We start from the raw sequence: 14,756 nt of genomic DNA, 5'->3' as shown, positions 1-14,756 counted from the left end.
CATATGATGTTAATTTTTATCTTTAGAAGGAATAATTAATCAACCAATTATATGACTAAAATCAAGTTTGCAATTGCGCTATGCTTTTGCAGTTTTGCATTATTTGCACAAGACTATTTCCCCAAAAACGATGGTGTAAAAACCGAAAACACCAATTATCAAGCCTTCACAAATGCCAAAATTTATGTGACTCCAACTCAAATTGTTGAGAATGGAACACTTTTAATAAAAGATGGTAAAGTTGTGGCATCTGGTAATCAAGTGAGTATTCCTAAAAATACAACTGTAGTAGATTTAAAAGGCAAAAGTATTTATCCGTCTTTTATTGATATGTACTCTACGTTTGGTGTTGAAAAACCCAAACGTTCTTCTGGTCGTGGGCAAACTCCGCAATATGGACCAAGTAGATCTGGATACTATTGGAGTGATCATGTGATGCCAGAAAATAAAGCTTTTGACAAGTTTAACTTTGATTCTAAAACAGCAAAAGAATTAATGAATGCTGGTTTTGGAGTCGTTAACACACACATGGAAGATGGAATCGTAAGAGGAACAGGAACGTTAGTTGCACTCAACGCATCTGATGGTAACGACATTCGTATCATTGATCCAAACTCTGCACAATACTTTTCATTTGATAAAAGTGCTGCTTCCAGACAGTCGTATCCAGGATCTATTATGGGAAGTATGGCTTTACTACGTCAAATGTATTCTGATGCCAACTGGTATGCTAACGGAAACAGTAAAACTAAAGACTTATCATTAGAAGCTTTAAATGCTAATAAAAAACTAGTTCAAATTTTTGGAGCTGGTAGCAGAGCAAATGGAATGCGAGCAGATAAAGTTGGTGATGCCTTTGGGATTCAATATGTGATTCTTGGTGGAGGAGACGAATATGAGCGCATCTCAGATGTTAAAGCAACGAACGCTTCTTATATTATACCTCTAAATTTTCAGGATGCATATGACGTAGAAAATGCCTTTTTGAGCAATTCTTTGTCATTAAGTGATATGAAAGCATGGAATCAAGAGCCTGCAAATGCTAAGATCTTAGCAGATAATGGAATTAAATTTGCGTTTACAACTCACGATCTAAAAGCAACAAAAACATTTATGCCCAATCTTATTAAGGCTGTAGAATACGGACTTTCAAAAGAAAAAGCATTACAAGCCTTAACTACTATACCTGCACAATTATTAGGTAAATCTTCGGAAATTGGCTCACTCAAAAAAGGGTCTTATGCTAATTTCTTAATCACATCTGGAGATATTTTTGAAAAGAAAACCACGCTTTATGAAAACTGGGTTCAAGGTCAAAAAACAGTTCTTGAAGATATGAACACTCAAGATCTTACTGGTGATTATGAATTTAAATTGGCTGGAGAATCTTATAAAATGAGTTTAAAAGGGAAGCCTAGTAAATTAAAATCTGAAATTACTAGTGACGACAAAAAGAGAGGTTCTAAAGTATCTTTTACTGATGATTGGATTAATATCACAATGACTACAAAAGATTCTACTGAACAAAAATTTATTAGAATAGTCGCAAATGCTTCCAACGGAAATACATTAAACGGAAAAGCCGTTTTTCCTGAAGGCAATGAAGTCTCTTTTTACGCTAAGAAAAAGGAGAAAGCTGAAAAACCTTCCGAAGAAAAAGATAAAAAAGTAGAAAGTGAAGACAAAGACGATGATGAAAAAGAAAATGAAGACACAACCACTTCAAAAGAAATCATGCCTATCACCTACCCAAATATGGCTTATGGATTTGCAGAACTTCCAAAACAGGAAACGTTACTTTTTAAGAATGCCACAGTTTGGACCAATGAAAAAGATGGAATTCTAGAAAACACAGATGTACTTATCAAAAACGGAAAAATTACTAAAATTGGTAAAGATTTATCAGATGGTAACGCAACAGTTATTGATGCAACAGGTAAACATTTAACGTCTGGTATTATTGATGAACACTCTCATATAGCTGCAGCTTCTATTAATGAAGGTGGTCATAATTCGTCTGCCGAAGTGACTATTGAAGATGTGATTGATGATGAAGATATTGATATCTATAGAAACCTTGCAGGTGGAGTAACGTCTATTCAAATTTTACATGGATCTGCGAATCCAATTGGTGGACGCTCTGCAATTATCAAATTAAAATGGGGAGAATCTGCTGAAAATTTGATTTATAATGATAGTCCGAAATTTATAAAATTCGCACTAGGAGAAAACGTAAAGCAATCTAATTGGGGAGACAATGCACGAAATAGATTTCCGCAAACACGAATGGGTGTTGAACAATTATATATTGATTATTTCACAAGAGCAAAAGCGTATGATGCTTTAAAGAAAAGTGGAAAACCTTATCGTAAAGATGTTGAAATGGATGTTCTTGCTGAAATTTTAAACAAAGAACGTTTCATCTCTTGTCACTCTTATGTACAAAGTGAAATCAACATGCTAATGAAAGTTGCTGAAAAATTTGATTTCAATATCAATACATTCACACATATTCTTGAGGGTTATAAAGTAGCAGATAAAATGAAAGCACATGGTGTTGGAGGTTCTACCTTTAGTGATTGGTGGGCTTACAAATATGAAGTTAATGATGCTATCCCTTATAATGCTGCAATTATGCATAATGCTGGTGTTCTTGTAGCAATTAATAGTGATGATGGAGAGATGTCTCGTCGTTTAAATCAAGAAGCAGCAAAATCTGTAAAATATGGAGGTATTAGTGAAGAAGATGCATGGAAGTTTGTGACTTTAAATCCTGCTAAATTATTACACATAGACAATCGTGTTGGTAGTATTAAAGTTGGTAAAGATGCAGATGTTGTATTGTGGTCAGATCACCCAATGTCTATTTATGCAAAAGCAGAAAAAACAATTATTGAAGGTGTGACTTATTTTGATTTAAAACGTGATGAAATGATGCGTGCTCAAATCAAAAAGGAAAAAAGCGAACTCATCAATGCGATGATGAAAGCAAAAAATAAAGGCCTAAAAACACAGCCAATAAAGAAGAAAGAAAAAGTACAGATGCACTGTGATTATTTAGACCATGAACAACACTAAATCAATACAAATGAAAACATATAATATAAAATTATTACTAATTGCTGTACTCAGTTTTTCTATAAGTATGGCTCAGCAAACACCTGCTCCTAAACAAAGCAAAACAATTGCAATAACAGGAGCTACTGCTCATATTGGAAATGGTAAAGTCGTTGAAAACAGTATTATCATTTTTGAAGATGGTAAACTGACTTCTGTTGCAGATATGACGACGATAAAAATAGATATGACTGGTATGGAAATCATTGATGCCAATGGTAAGCATATTTACCCTGGATTTATAGTTCCAAATTCTACATTAGGATTAGTAGAAATCAGTGCTGTAAGAGCTACAAATGATGATTCGGAACTTGGATCATGGAATCCTCATATTAGAAGTTTAATCGCTTATAACGCTGAGTCCAAAATTGTAGAATCAATGCGACCAAACGGAGTTCTTTTAGGTCAAATCACACCTCGTGGTGGACGAATTTCTGGTACATCCTCTGTGGTTCAATTTGATGCTTGGAATTGGGAAGATGCTGTAATTAAAGAAGATGATGGTATACATATGAATTGGCCAAATAGTTTTTCTAGAGGTCGTTGGTGGTTAGGAGAAGATCCTGCAATGAAACTTAATAAAAACTATGACAATCAAGTCACTGAAATTACAGACTATTTAACTGCGACAAAGTCATATATGGCTGGTGATAAATCATCAACACATTTACCTTACGAAGCTACAAATGGATTGTTTGATGGATCAAAAACCTTATACATCCATGTAGATGACGAAAAAGGAATTACAGATGCAATTAATTTCACTAAAGCTAACAAGGTATCAAAAATGGTCATTGTAGGTGGCTATGAAGCTCATAAAGTTGCCGATATGCTCAAGCGTAATAACATTGCTGTTTTATTACAACGTGTACATTCTAGACCTAATCAAACTGATGATGATTATGATATGCCTTTTAAATTAGCAAAACTCTTAACAGATAAAGGTGTAACTGTGGCATTAGAAACAAGCGGACAAATGGAACGCATGAATTCTCGTAACTTACCTTTTTATGCAGGAACAACTGTAGCACATGGTTTAACAAAAGAACAAGCACTACAATTAATAACTTTAAATCCAGCAAAAATTCTAGGTATAGATAACATGTATGGCACTTTAGAAGTTGGCAAGAGTGCAACTTTGTTTATTAGCGAAGGAGATGCTTTAGATATGAGAACAAATATCATAACACATGCATTTATTGATGGCAGACTAATTAGTTTAGAGACACATCAAACCGAATTGTGGCAACGCTATTCTAATAAATACGAGACACAAAACTAATATTAGAAATTATTCAATAAAAAACCTGTTAGCTCTAAAACTAACAGGTTTTTTAATAAATTTATGTTTCTACTTACTCTTTTACAACCTCAGCTCTATCAGGTTTTGCGAATGATGATGCTCCTTTAGAATCATCTGTTAAAACAACGTTTATAAAGTCTAGATCGTTACGTTTTGTTGTTGGCATATTGTTTTCATAGTTATACCAAGATAAGCGTTTAGGAAGTTTTAATCCATTAATTGTTTGCCAATCACTATACTTAATAAAATGAAACTCTTTAGCTTTTTCACTGGTGAAAAACGTCACAGTATAAGCTAACCAAGCCATTTCTCCTGTTGTAGAATCGTAATATAAAATGTATTCATCTTCTGGTGATTCTCCTACTCCACTTTCGTAAGAAATTTTAATTCCAGGATATGATGTTCCTTCAAATCGTAAAGGTTCTACATCTTCATAAATAATCCCATCATCTGCTAATACAAAAGGCATTGCATAGAAATAGAACATTAAATTGTAGTAAAATTTAGGCTTCAAATTACCTATGTCATCTTTTTTCTTGAGTAACCAGACGTCTTCACCATCATAACCTAAATTATAAGCTGGCGTCTCAATTATAGAATATCTATTATGAAGATCTGTAGTTGTAATTTCTGTTCCAGATTCTTTTTCCATTGTAAATTTTAGAGTATTCATTTTACGCCAAGCGTCAATGCCTCCATGAGCATCAAAAATATTAGAGATGTTTTCTGGATAGACACTCGTAGTAACATCTAATTTTTCTTCGGAATAATTGATAGACTCTACATTATTGGTCGTTTTGTTGTCTTTACAAGATGTAAAAACGAGTAAAGTAATTAGTAATAAAGATGGTAATTTCATTAGTTATTTTTGTTTTGGTTAAATATATTCTAATAATCAACTTCTGACGAAGTTACTAAGAATTGCTTACAAAAAAAGCCTTAGAAATTATCTAAGGCTTTTTTTAACATCGAACTTATTTTACTTTATATAATTCAACTATTCTATAATCAGTTTTTTAACTAAGCTCTTATTATTTACATTCAGTTTCACAAAGTATAAACCGCTTTGTAAATCTGCAATATCTAATTCAAGATTATTTCCTTCGGAAATGTGCTGCTCTAAGATGAGCTTTCCTTGGAGATCAATAATATTCACTGTTACATTTCCGAAGCTATTAGCATTCAAACGAATCGTCACCACATCTTTTGCTGGATTTGGAAACATTTCAAACGTTATAAAGCTAGAATCATCAACAGAAAGTGCATCTTCTACAAACTCAGTATCAAATCTATTTGTGATAACTGGTGCATTAAAATCAAAGAAAATTGATGCTGTATTTGGGATGATATCACCAATACCATATCCTGATTTTGGCTTAATCCTAAAATACACAAAACCTTTACTAGCTTCAACATCATCTTGCTCTGCAACTAAATTGATGTCTTCAAAAAACCATTCTAAATCTGAATCTGTTCTTGTCACCACATAATCATGACTTGATCGCAACATTTGGAAAGTTGTTTCATCTAATTGGCTATCTAAAGCATCATCAATCCTTACAAAATCGGCAGCTGCTGTTCCTAAATTCTGGAAGCGTATTGTGTAATATAACCATTCATCTGATACTACAAAATTATCATAATTTACTCGTGGTCCATGAGATTCTCTCATATCGTTTGGATCCCAAGAACCAACAACCATCTCAGACAACATTGAGTAATTATTACCAGCCACTAAATCATTACTATCTGTAAGATAAATTGCAGTATTAGTGACAATATCACCTAATTCTGCTGTTGCAGGACAGGTTAATGAAATATCTATATATTCTGTAGTTCCAGGTTGTAAGTTTACAAAGTCTACTGTAAATCCTGTTGCAGTTGTATTAATTGTATAGTTAGGATTTACATTTGTAACACCATTATAAATTAGTAATGGGTCAACTATAAATTCTACTGTACCAGATATAATTGTTGTAAACCCTAAGTTTTCTAACACGAGGACATTTTCATGACTAAAACCAGGTCTTGGAGGTGTCCAATTATTAATAAGATACACAGCAAGGTCTTCACAACTTTGTTCTTCTACAACTGGGAAATCAACAGTTTCTGTTGCACCATTAGCAACAGTTATATTACTAAATGTACTTGTAGTAATGTCATAACATCCTGCAGATTCTTCGTATAAATTAAACGTGATTTCGTAACTATCTGTTTCGTTTGTAGTTACAATTTGAAATGAACCCGTTGAAGAATTTACAATATTGATATTTCCGTCGTTATTGGTTTCATAAGTAAAGTAACCGTTAGAAAAGTTAGGCTCTGCTGTATCAAAAATTGAATTGGCATTAGCATCTACAAATGCGTTAACATCTATTATTCCCACGGAAGTTGAGCAAAACACATCAAAGTCAAACTGCACTGTACAGCATGCGTTACCTGTTGAGCAACTCACTGTCCCATCAGAATCAAAGGCAACTGTAATTGTTCCTCCAGTAGATGTATAACTTAATCCTGAAAAATCGCCATTATTTCCATACGGTAAATTTGAATTTAATACAGAACCATCTGAATCCAATATTGAAACTTGATCATAATCAAATTCGGTACTTCCTGCATTAAAGAAAATTGTTAAAGGTTCTCCATCATCACTTTGAAAGTTAAACTCTGTTGTATCATCATTATCATAGCAATACAATGTATTTACACCTCCATCATCACACACTATTGTTTGATTAGGGTTTGGTCTTATAGTAAAACTTTCTTCGGTACAATCAATAGCATCTCCATTATTATTATAAGCTACGATTGATACATAATATGTTGTTTCATAATCTAGAGTACCAATGTCATAGGTTAAAACATTTCCTACGTCTTCGTTATCAAAAACTTCAGTTCCGCCAGATGTAATGCCAACAGATAACTTATAACCTGATACTAAACCAGAAGACATTGTCCATGTTAAATCTATATTTTCATTTACATTATCATCACCATTTACAGGAGTTGTTAACACTGAAGTACAGTTTGGTAATGCTGTAGCATCAAAGCAACTGACATCATAATCTATTGGTAAATAATTTTGATCTGCACATGCAAAAACTTCATCAGAATCTACGTAAATTGTAAGTCGGTCGCCTGAAGATTGAAACGTTAATCCTGTAAGATCTCCATCATTTCCGTAGCCACTATATATAACAGTTCCGTCAGAATCTATAACAGTTAATTCATCCCAAGTGTTTTCAACTTGTCCAGAATTAAAGACGACTTGCACAGGTGAACCATCTGTACTTACGTAAACATATTCATCTGCAGAATTAAGTTCATAACAATAGGTTGTATTTATTGGATCTTCTCCACAATCTACTTCTATAGGGCAATCTTCTGATATGATATTAAAAGCTTGAACAGAGAAACATGTATTACTTATATTTTGTACGTTAACAAAAATTGTTTGAGGATTTGCGTTTGCAGTGTATTCTTCTGGAATGGCAATGGCATTAATTTGATTATAAGCATCATTAATTGACTCATGAAAACTAATATTAAAATTAGTTGAATCTTCTCCATTTAATAATTGTTGATATACAGATGTTAAATCAAAAACTCCATTTGAACCACAAGAAATCAAATCTTCTGGTTGATATGTAATTGGAGTATCTCCTTCTTCAACTAAAGTTTCTCCATAACCAGAACAACCAGTAATTGTATCTGTGACAGTAACAGCATATAATCCAGGTTCAAAAACTATAATTTCTGGATCTGTTAAACCATTACTCCATAAATAAGTTAAGTTCCCTCCAGAAGCTCCATTTACAAATGGAGTTAAAACAACTTCTTGTCCAGTACAAATAGTATTTGGTTCATTAAAAAATGAGACTTCGGGATTTATATTAAAATTCACATATAATTCTTCAATTGTATCATTTCCAGATGAATTTTCTTCAATTCTAACATAAATTGTAGTTGAGTTAAAACTCATACTATAATTCTCAGGGTTGGTTATTGGGTTTATTTGAACTTCTGCATTTGTAATTGAATTGTAATAACTAAATGTATAGTCTGTTATATTTTGACCATTAATCATATTTGTTTCTTGTGTTGTTAAATCAACATCAACAATATCATTAGGATTATCTGCACATATATTTAAAATAGCAGATGAAGCAGAAACACAATTAACATCAACAATAAGTTCCATAAAACCTACAGTTGAGCAGTCTCCAAATATAGTAGACACTCTAAAATAAACTATTTGACTTGATTGAGTGATATTACCATAAGGAGAGACTAAAGCATCAACATTATTATATGCATCAGCTTCTGTTTCATGAAACGTCACAATTAATGTTGCGTTATCAACTCCATTTGTAATCTCAGATATTTTACTTTCTAAATCAAAAAGTGCAAAACCATCGTTGTCATCATCACAAACTACAAGAGGTGTAGGCTGAGAGATAAAACTAAAATCATTAATAACAACTTCAAAATCTGTAAAAGATTCACAAAAATTTCCACTGGACACATAAAATTGATAATAACCTGTTTGAGTTACTTCTAGTGTTGGCCCATTCTCTTCTGGAAGTATAATCCCATCATAATACCAATTGTAAATATAGTTAGGATCGTTTAATCCAGAATCTACAATAATTGATGTACCATTACAAATTTCATACACATCTAATAAGTTTGGCATTGGACTCGAATTAACAATAAGGTCAAATGAAGTTTGCTCTAAATTACCTGTTGAAATCTGTAATACATTGGCATAGATTGTTTGTGGATTGGTAACATTAGTATAAATAATAGGTAACGGATTTACTTGCGCATCTGCATCTTGTAATGAAGCATAGTATGAAACAGCGTAACTACTTGGATCTAATCCTCCTAAAATTTCTTGATCTTTTTGTGATAGATCAAAATCAAAATAGCCATCACCATTTTCATCACAAACCAGATAATCACTTGGCTGATTGATTATAAATGCTTGTTCAACACAAAATACTTCTGCAGACCATCCTGTTGTTGTTCCTATATCATTACTTGTAAATCTTAAGGTTAAACAACCAGATTGATTATCTGCTTGTATAAAACCAGGATTGTTTGTTCCAGAGTATGAACCAATTAAAGGACTAGTGTTTGATGGACCATTATAAATAGTTAGAATATCTTCGTTTAACTGTGTAGAAAATTCTAAAAAATCTATAGTTACATAACCTCCATCAGTAGGTGGACATAACGTTAAAGTAAGATCTTCATTGCTGTCATAATTAGCCGTTGAACCTCCAGAATCTGTTAAAATAAAATCACACTCAGTCCAAGAACCATTTTGCATGGTAAGATCTTGAGCATTTGTAAAAAATGTAAAAAAGAGGGCAATTAGCGGAATGAGTAATTTTGCTTTCATAGATAAGAGTTTGATTGGTTGTTACAAGTTACAAATCTATATCGATTGATAAAAATTTGTATCACTATTATAACAGTATAAGTCTAAATTTTCCTACCCTCTAATTAAAGTCCTCTAATTCTCTACATAGAATAACGTACTATATGATTGATAAAATGTAAATTTGTTAATTTTTAATGGCACTCAATTTTAACACAATGCACCACAAAGAAATTACGAGCACACAAAACCAACTGATAAAGCAAATTCATGTTTTAAAAGAAAAATCTCGTGAGCGTAAAAAAACAGGTCTTTTTATTATTGAAGGTCAGCGTGAATTATTGCTAGCCACAAAAGCTAATTACAAGATAAAAACAGTGTTATTTTATCCAGAATTGGTATCTGATGAAGATTTAAATACACTTATTTCTTCGGAAATTGAACGCATTCAAATCTCGAAAGATGTTTTTGAAAAATTAGCTCACAGAAGTTCTACGGAAGGCATTATTGCAATTGCAGAAATGAAACAGCATCGTTTGGAAGATTTAAAATTTCCGAATAACAACCCATTAATACTTGTTGCTGAAGCTCCAGAGAAACCTGGAAATATTGGTGCTATTCTTCGAACAGCAGATGCAGCCCATGTAGATGCTGTAATTATTGCCAATCCAAAAGGAGATTTATACAACCCAAATATTGTGAGATCTAGTGTTGGTTGCGTATTTACAAATCAAATAGCAATTGGTAGCACAGAAGAGATTATTACATTTTTAAATGAAAATAATATAAACATTTACAGTGCTATTTTGCAAGATGCAGTTAATTATCATGAGCAAGATTACACACAATCTACTGCAATTGTTGTTGGCACAGAAGCTACTGGTTTAAGTGATGCTTGGCGACTTGCGTCTACTCAAAATATTAAAATCCCAATGCAAGGCGAGATTGATAGCATGAATGTATCTGTCGCAGCAGGAATATTAATTTTTGAGGTTAAGAGGCAACGCGATTTTAAGTAGTTTTCTCTTTCTGGTTATTTAAGGATGCGTTTGTAAACACTTCCATTTTGCGAAGTTAATTTCACCAAATACAGTCCGTTACTTAAATTAGAAAAATCAACCGAGATTCTTTCATCTTCAATAGTAAATTGAGATAACAAAAGTTGACCATTCATAGCATAGACTTCTACATTTTCTATTTGCGATGCATTAGTATCTATAAATAATTGATCTATAACAGGATTTGGATATAGTGCAATTTCGCTACGTTCTAAATCTTCAAGACTCAATAAATTTGGGTGAATTGCAATCCTAAAATCACTAATTACTTGCTTACCTGTATAGGCATTTCTCATACTTACATAGATGTTTTGCACATTTGACATATTAGTATAAGCTTCTGGATTACTAATTGCATTTATACCTGCTTCAGCATCGGCTTGGGTTAAGTAGTATGAGAACAAAAATGAATATGTAGCTGTATCCACAGCACCTAACATAAGAGCTTCATTGAGCGTTAAATCAAAAGTTTCAAAACCATTTTCATCTGTATCTTCTACAACTAAATCTTCTGGTTCGTCGTCTATTATAGGAAACGCTCCAAATGAACTGTTTCTAACAAATAGCACACTATCAAACGCTGAATCTGATGCATCTGCAATAGCGATTTTAATAGTATAAGAACTCCCAATATCTAAATCACCCATAAGTACAAATACCTTTGTTTGTCCATTCGCGTTTATTGGAGAATCGGCTGTTGGAATTGAAGGAGCACTACTGTTAGTGTTTTCAAAATTATAACGCTCAAAATACGCTTCATTGATGGCAACACACGATCCTTGTACTTCATAATGAACTGTTGTTACTGCAATTGGTGTTGATGTACCAGGCACCAAAGCTAAATTTTGAGAAACACCTGTGTTATTATTAGTCAGAATAAATGCAAATGAGTCTGCAAAATTGCATTCAAACGCAGAACCATCATATTCTTCTGAAGCCATTAAAAAATCTAAACTTATCATTTCAACTTCGGCAGTAAAATCAAATTGTAATAATGATGCATTATAAGTTTGTGTATTGTTAAAAAGAAAATCTAAATCTGGATCTCCAAACCAGTTGGAACTACCACTAGATGAATTCATAGTATTAGGTCCTGGCACATCAATTACATCTCCTGTAGATAAAACTAATCCTTGAGCAAAGTCAAAATCTGATCCTACATAATTAAATGTTCCTAGTCCGTTGACGTCACCAAAACTATTTCCAGTAACTGATATATAATTTGATGAAGGAAAATTTGGATTACCAATAAGGTTATTTAGAATTAAATCCTCTGCGTCACTATTTGGAGTAACCGTCATTTGAGACCACATTATATTAAAAACTAATAAGCATGGAATGAGTAAAGTTCTTTTCATAATTGTTGAGCGATTATATTTAATGTAAATTTGTTTTCTGCTTAAAAATAGGCATTTTTTTATATTATATGACTTCAACAGACTTATTCTACATCATCATTTTTATAATCCTAATAAACTTTATTATTGATAAAGTTTTAGATTATCTCAATGCAAAAAATTACGATAATCCCATTCCTAATGAATTACAAGATGTCTATGACGAGACAGAATATAAGAAATCGCAAGCCTATAAAAAGACCAATTATAAATTTGGGATTTGGAGTTCGCTATTTTCTTTGGCGCTTACTTTAGGGTTTCTTTTTTTTGACGGATTTGAATACGTTGACAATATCGCAAGACAGTATAGTGATAACTCAATTGTGGTTGCTTTAATGTTCTTCGGAATCATTATGCTTGGAAGCGATTTAATTTCAACACCTTTTAGTTATTATAAAACCTTCGTAATTGAAGAACGTTTTGGATTTAATAAAACCACCAAGAAAACATTCATACTCGATAAAATAAAAGGTCTGTTCATGATGGCAATTATTGGAGGTGGAATCTTAGCACTCATTATTTGGTTTTATCAGCAAACACAAGAGTTGTTCTGGTTATATGCTTGGGGAATTGTAACTGTGTTTACAGTATTCATGAATATGTTTTATTCTAAATTGATTGTTCCTTTATTTAATAAACAAACACCTTTAGAAGATGGGACTTTGCGTGATAAAATTTCAGCGTATGCTAAATCGGTTGGCTTTAATCTAGATAAGATTTTCATCATTGATGGCTCAAAACGTAGCACAAAAGCAAATGCGTATTTCTCTGGTTTTGGTAGTGAAAAACGGGTAACACTTTATGATACTTTGGTCAACGAATTAGATGAAGAGGAAATAGTCGCAGTTTTAGCTCATGAGGTTGGACATTATAAAAAGAAACACATCATTTTCAATTTGGTGGCTTCTATTGCTTTGACAGGATTAACGTTGTTTATATTGTCTGTGTTTATTTCAAATCCGTTATTATCAAATGCGCTTGGTGTTGACATCGCGAGTTTTCATGTAGGATTGATTGCTTTTGGTTTGTTGTATTCGCCAATTTCCGAAGTAACAGGTTTAATTATGAATCAACTCTCACGTAAATTTGAATATCAAGCAGATGATTATGCAAAAAACACTTACAAAGCAGAACCATTAATAACATCACTTAAAAAATTGTCTAAAAACAGTTTAAGTAATTTAACGCCTCATCCTGCATATGTGTTGATGCATTATTCTCATCCTACGTTGTTAGAAAGGGTTAGGAATTTGAGGAAAAACAATTAATAATACAAACCATAAAAATGGTACATTATGTTTAAAACAATTACAAAAATTCTTATTCTCTGTTTAACAATTGTAAGTTCTGCTCAAGAGGTAGAAGTTGTGGATGGACTTTTAAATCCGTTAAATCTTGCAGTACATAATGATGAACTTTACATTTGTGATCATTCGGGCAATAATATAGGACAAGGTACAATTTCAAAAATTGATCTAACTGAAGAAAATCCTGTAGTGATTGATTTAGTTACAGACTTAATTTACCCAAGAGCAATAGGTTTATATGGTAATGATCTTTATTTTTCAAATGGTTCTTTAAGAAAATTTGATATCACAGATGCAAACACAGTTGTTGAAGACATCATGTATGTGAGTTCTACTTATGCTTTGATTGAAATTGATGACTTTCTTTATATTGCTGGCGATAATTCTATTTCTAAAATTGATTTAACGAGCTCAAATCCAAGTCTTATTAATGTAGTGAGTTTACCTGTAAGACCTTTAGCGTTTACATATCGTGACGGTTTTTTATATTTTGGATATGGAACAAAAGTAGCCAAGATAGACCCAACTCAAACGAATCCTGTTCCAGAAATGGTCATTGAAAATCTAGAATCTAATATTTACTCGTTGATTTGTTATGAAGATAAACTTTTAATTGGGATGAGTTTAATTTTTAAAATATCTATGGTAGATTTTAGCCAAGACCCACTAGTTTTAGAAGACTTTATGGATACCGAAACTGGACGTCCAGCAGCTTTTGCTATTTATAATGATGATCTTTATGTTGCAGGAAGTATTGCAAATAATATATTTAAAATTGAAGACTTAAGTATGCTGTTAAGTGTTGAAGAAGTTCAACCATTTATAGCAGTTAAAATGTTTCCAAATCCGTCACAAAATGTGATAACCATTCTCGGAATTCAAGAACCATATACTTTTGAAATATTAAATTATAACGGACAACAAGTACTAAAAGGAAAGAAGTCTCAAACAAATAGTATTGATGTTAGCAATTTAGCTACTGGACTTTATTATATTAAAATAACTAGTGCAACTACAAGAGCACATGTTTTAAAATTTATTAGAGATTAATAAATTGTGCAATTAATTTTAATTAACATCGTATTCTGCTAATCACATATTGTATTTAATGCTTACACGTCGTTAGATTAAGTTAAAGATTCTAGTATTGAAAAATGTTAAAGCATAAAAGAATGTAATTTCTTACGC

8 protein-coding genes are annotated in these 14,756 nt (G+C 32.3%); 5 read left to right on the top strand and 3 right to left on the bottom strand.

Features of this window, described 5'->3' with window-relative positions:
- Positions 1 to 51: 51 nt before the first annotated feature.
- Positions 52 to 3,078, top strand: a complete 3,027-nt coding sequence (locus WNY78_RS13220) for an amidohydrolase family protein (RefSeq protein ID WP_342873682.1) — start codon at positions 52 to 54, stop codon at positions 3,076 to 3,078.
- A gap of 10 nt (positions 3,079 to 3,088) precedes the next feature.
- On the top strand, positions 3,089 to 4,399 hold the full coding sequence (locus tag WNY78_RS13215) for an amidohydrolase family protein (RefSeq protein ID WP_342873681.1): 1,311 nt from the start codon (positions 3,089 to 3,091) through the stop codon (positions 4,397 to 4,399).
- A 73-nt stretch (positions 4,400 to 4,472) separates the two neighbouring features.
- Here WNY78_RS13215 and WNY78_RS13210 read toward each other — a convergent pair whose 3' ends face one another.
- Both WNY78_RS13210 and WNY78_RS13205 read right to left on the bottom strand, forming a co-directional pair.
- Positions 4,473 to 5,279: a DUF6503 family protein gene (locus tag WNY78_RS13210; RefSeq protein WP_342873680.1), complete on the bottom strand. Its 807-nt coding sequence runs from the start codon at positions 5,277 to 5,279 to the stop codon at positions 4,473 to 4,475.
- Between the two features lie 138 nt (positions 5,280 to 5,417).
- Positions 5,418 to 9,827, bottom strand: coding sequence for a T9SS type A sorting domain-containing protein (locus WNY78_RS13205; protein ID WP_342873679.1), 4,410 nt, complete (start codon positions 9,825 to 9,827; stop codon positions 5,418 to 5,420).
- Positions 9,828 to 10,003: 176 nt separating this feature from the next.
- Between WNY78_RS13205 and WNY78_RS13200 the strand changes: the two genes are divergently transcribed.
- Positions 10,004 to 10,825, top strand: coding sequence for an RNA methyltransferase (locus WNY78_RS13200; protein ID WP_342873678.1), 822 nt, complete (start codon positions 10,004 to 10,006; stop codon positions 10,823 to 10,825).
- A 14-nt stretch (positions 10,826 to 10,839) separates the two neighbouring features.
- On the opposite strand, the gene WNY78_RS13195 is transcribed toward WNY78_RS13200, so the two are convergent.
- Positions 10,840 to 12,222 (bottom strand): choice-of-anchor L domain-containing protein, encoded by a 1,383-nt coding sequence (locus WNY78_RS13195; RefSeq protein ID WP_342873677.1) that lies wholly within the window; start codon positions 12,220 to 12,222, stop codon positions 10,840 to 10,842.
- A 68-nt stretch (positions 12,223 to 12,290) separates the two neighbouring features.
- Here WNY78_RS13195 and WNY78_RS13190 point away from each other — a divergent pair, with 68 nt between their 5' ends.
- Together WNY78_RS13190 and WNY78_RS13185 are read left to right on the top strand one after the other, a co-directional pair.
- Positions 12,291 to 13,529: a M48 family metallopeptidase gene (locus WNY78_RS13190; RefSeq protein WP_342873676.1), complete on the top strand. Its 1,239-nt coding sequence runs from the start codon at positions 12,291 to 12,293 to the stop codon at positions 13,527 to 13,529.
- Between the two features lie 27 nt (positions 13,530 to 13,556).
- Positions 13,557 to 14,618 carry a T9SS type A sorting domain-containing protein gene (locus tag WNY78_RS13185; protein ID WP_342873675.1) on the top strand — a complete coding sequence of 354 codons (1,062 nt, stop codon included), beginning with the start codon at positions 13,557 to 13,559 and terminating at the stop codon, positions 14,616 to 14,618.
- Positions 14,619 to 14,756 lie beyond the last annotated feature (138 nt).

Source organism: Psychroserpens sp. AS72, from assembly GCF_038900375.1.
Taxonomy (GTDB): Bacteria; Bacteroidota; Bacteroidia; order Flavobacteriales; family Flavobacteriaceae; genus Psychroserpens.
Note: the sequence above shows the minus strand (reverse complement) of the source record. Positions and strands in the feature narration are given on the sequence as shown.

What these genes read in the sequence shown, in the direction of transcription:
- WNY78_RS13220 (WP_342873682.1), top strand. Translation starts at nt 52, where the DNA reads ATGACTAAAATCAAGTTTGCAATTGCGCTATGCTTTTGCAGTTTTGCA.
- WNY78_RS13215 (WP_342873681.1), top strand. Translation starts at nt 3,089, where the DNA reads ATGAAAACATATAATATAAAATTATTACTAATTGCTGTACTCAGTTTT.
- WNY78_RS13210 (WP_342873680.1), bottom strand. Translation starts at nt 5,279, where the DNA reads ATGAAATTACCATCTTTATTACTAATTACTTTACTCGTTTTTACATCT.
- WNY78_RS13205 (WP_342873679.1), bottom strand. Translation starts at nt 9,827, where the DNA reads ATGAAAGCAAAATTACTCATTCCGCTAATTGCCCTCTTTTTTACATTT.
- WNY78_RS13200 (WP_342873678.1), top strand. Translation starts at nt 10,004, where the DNA reads ATGGCACTCAATTTTAACACAATGCACCACAAAGAAATTACGAGCACA.
- WNY78_RS13195 (WP_342873677.1), bottom strand. Translation starts at nt 12,222, where the DNA reads ATGAAAAGAACTTTACTCATTCCATGCTTATTAGTTTTTAATATAATG.
- WNY78_RS13190 (WP_342873676.1), top strand. Translation starts at nt 12,291, where the DNA reads ATGACTTCAACAGACTTATTCTACATCATCATTTTTATAATCCTAATA.
- WNY78_RS13185 (WP_342873675.1), top strand. Translation starts at nt 13,557, where the DNA reads ATGTTTAAAACAATTACAAAAATTCTTATTCTCTGTTTAACAATTGTA.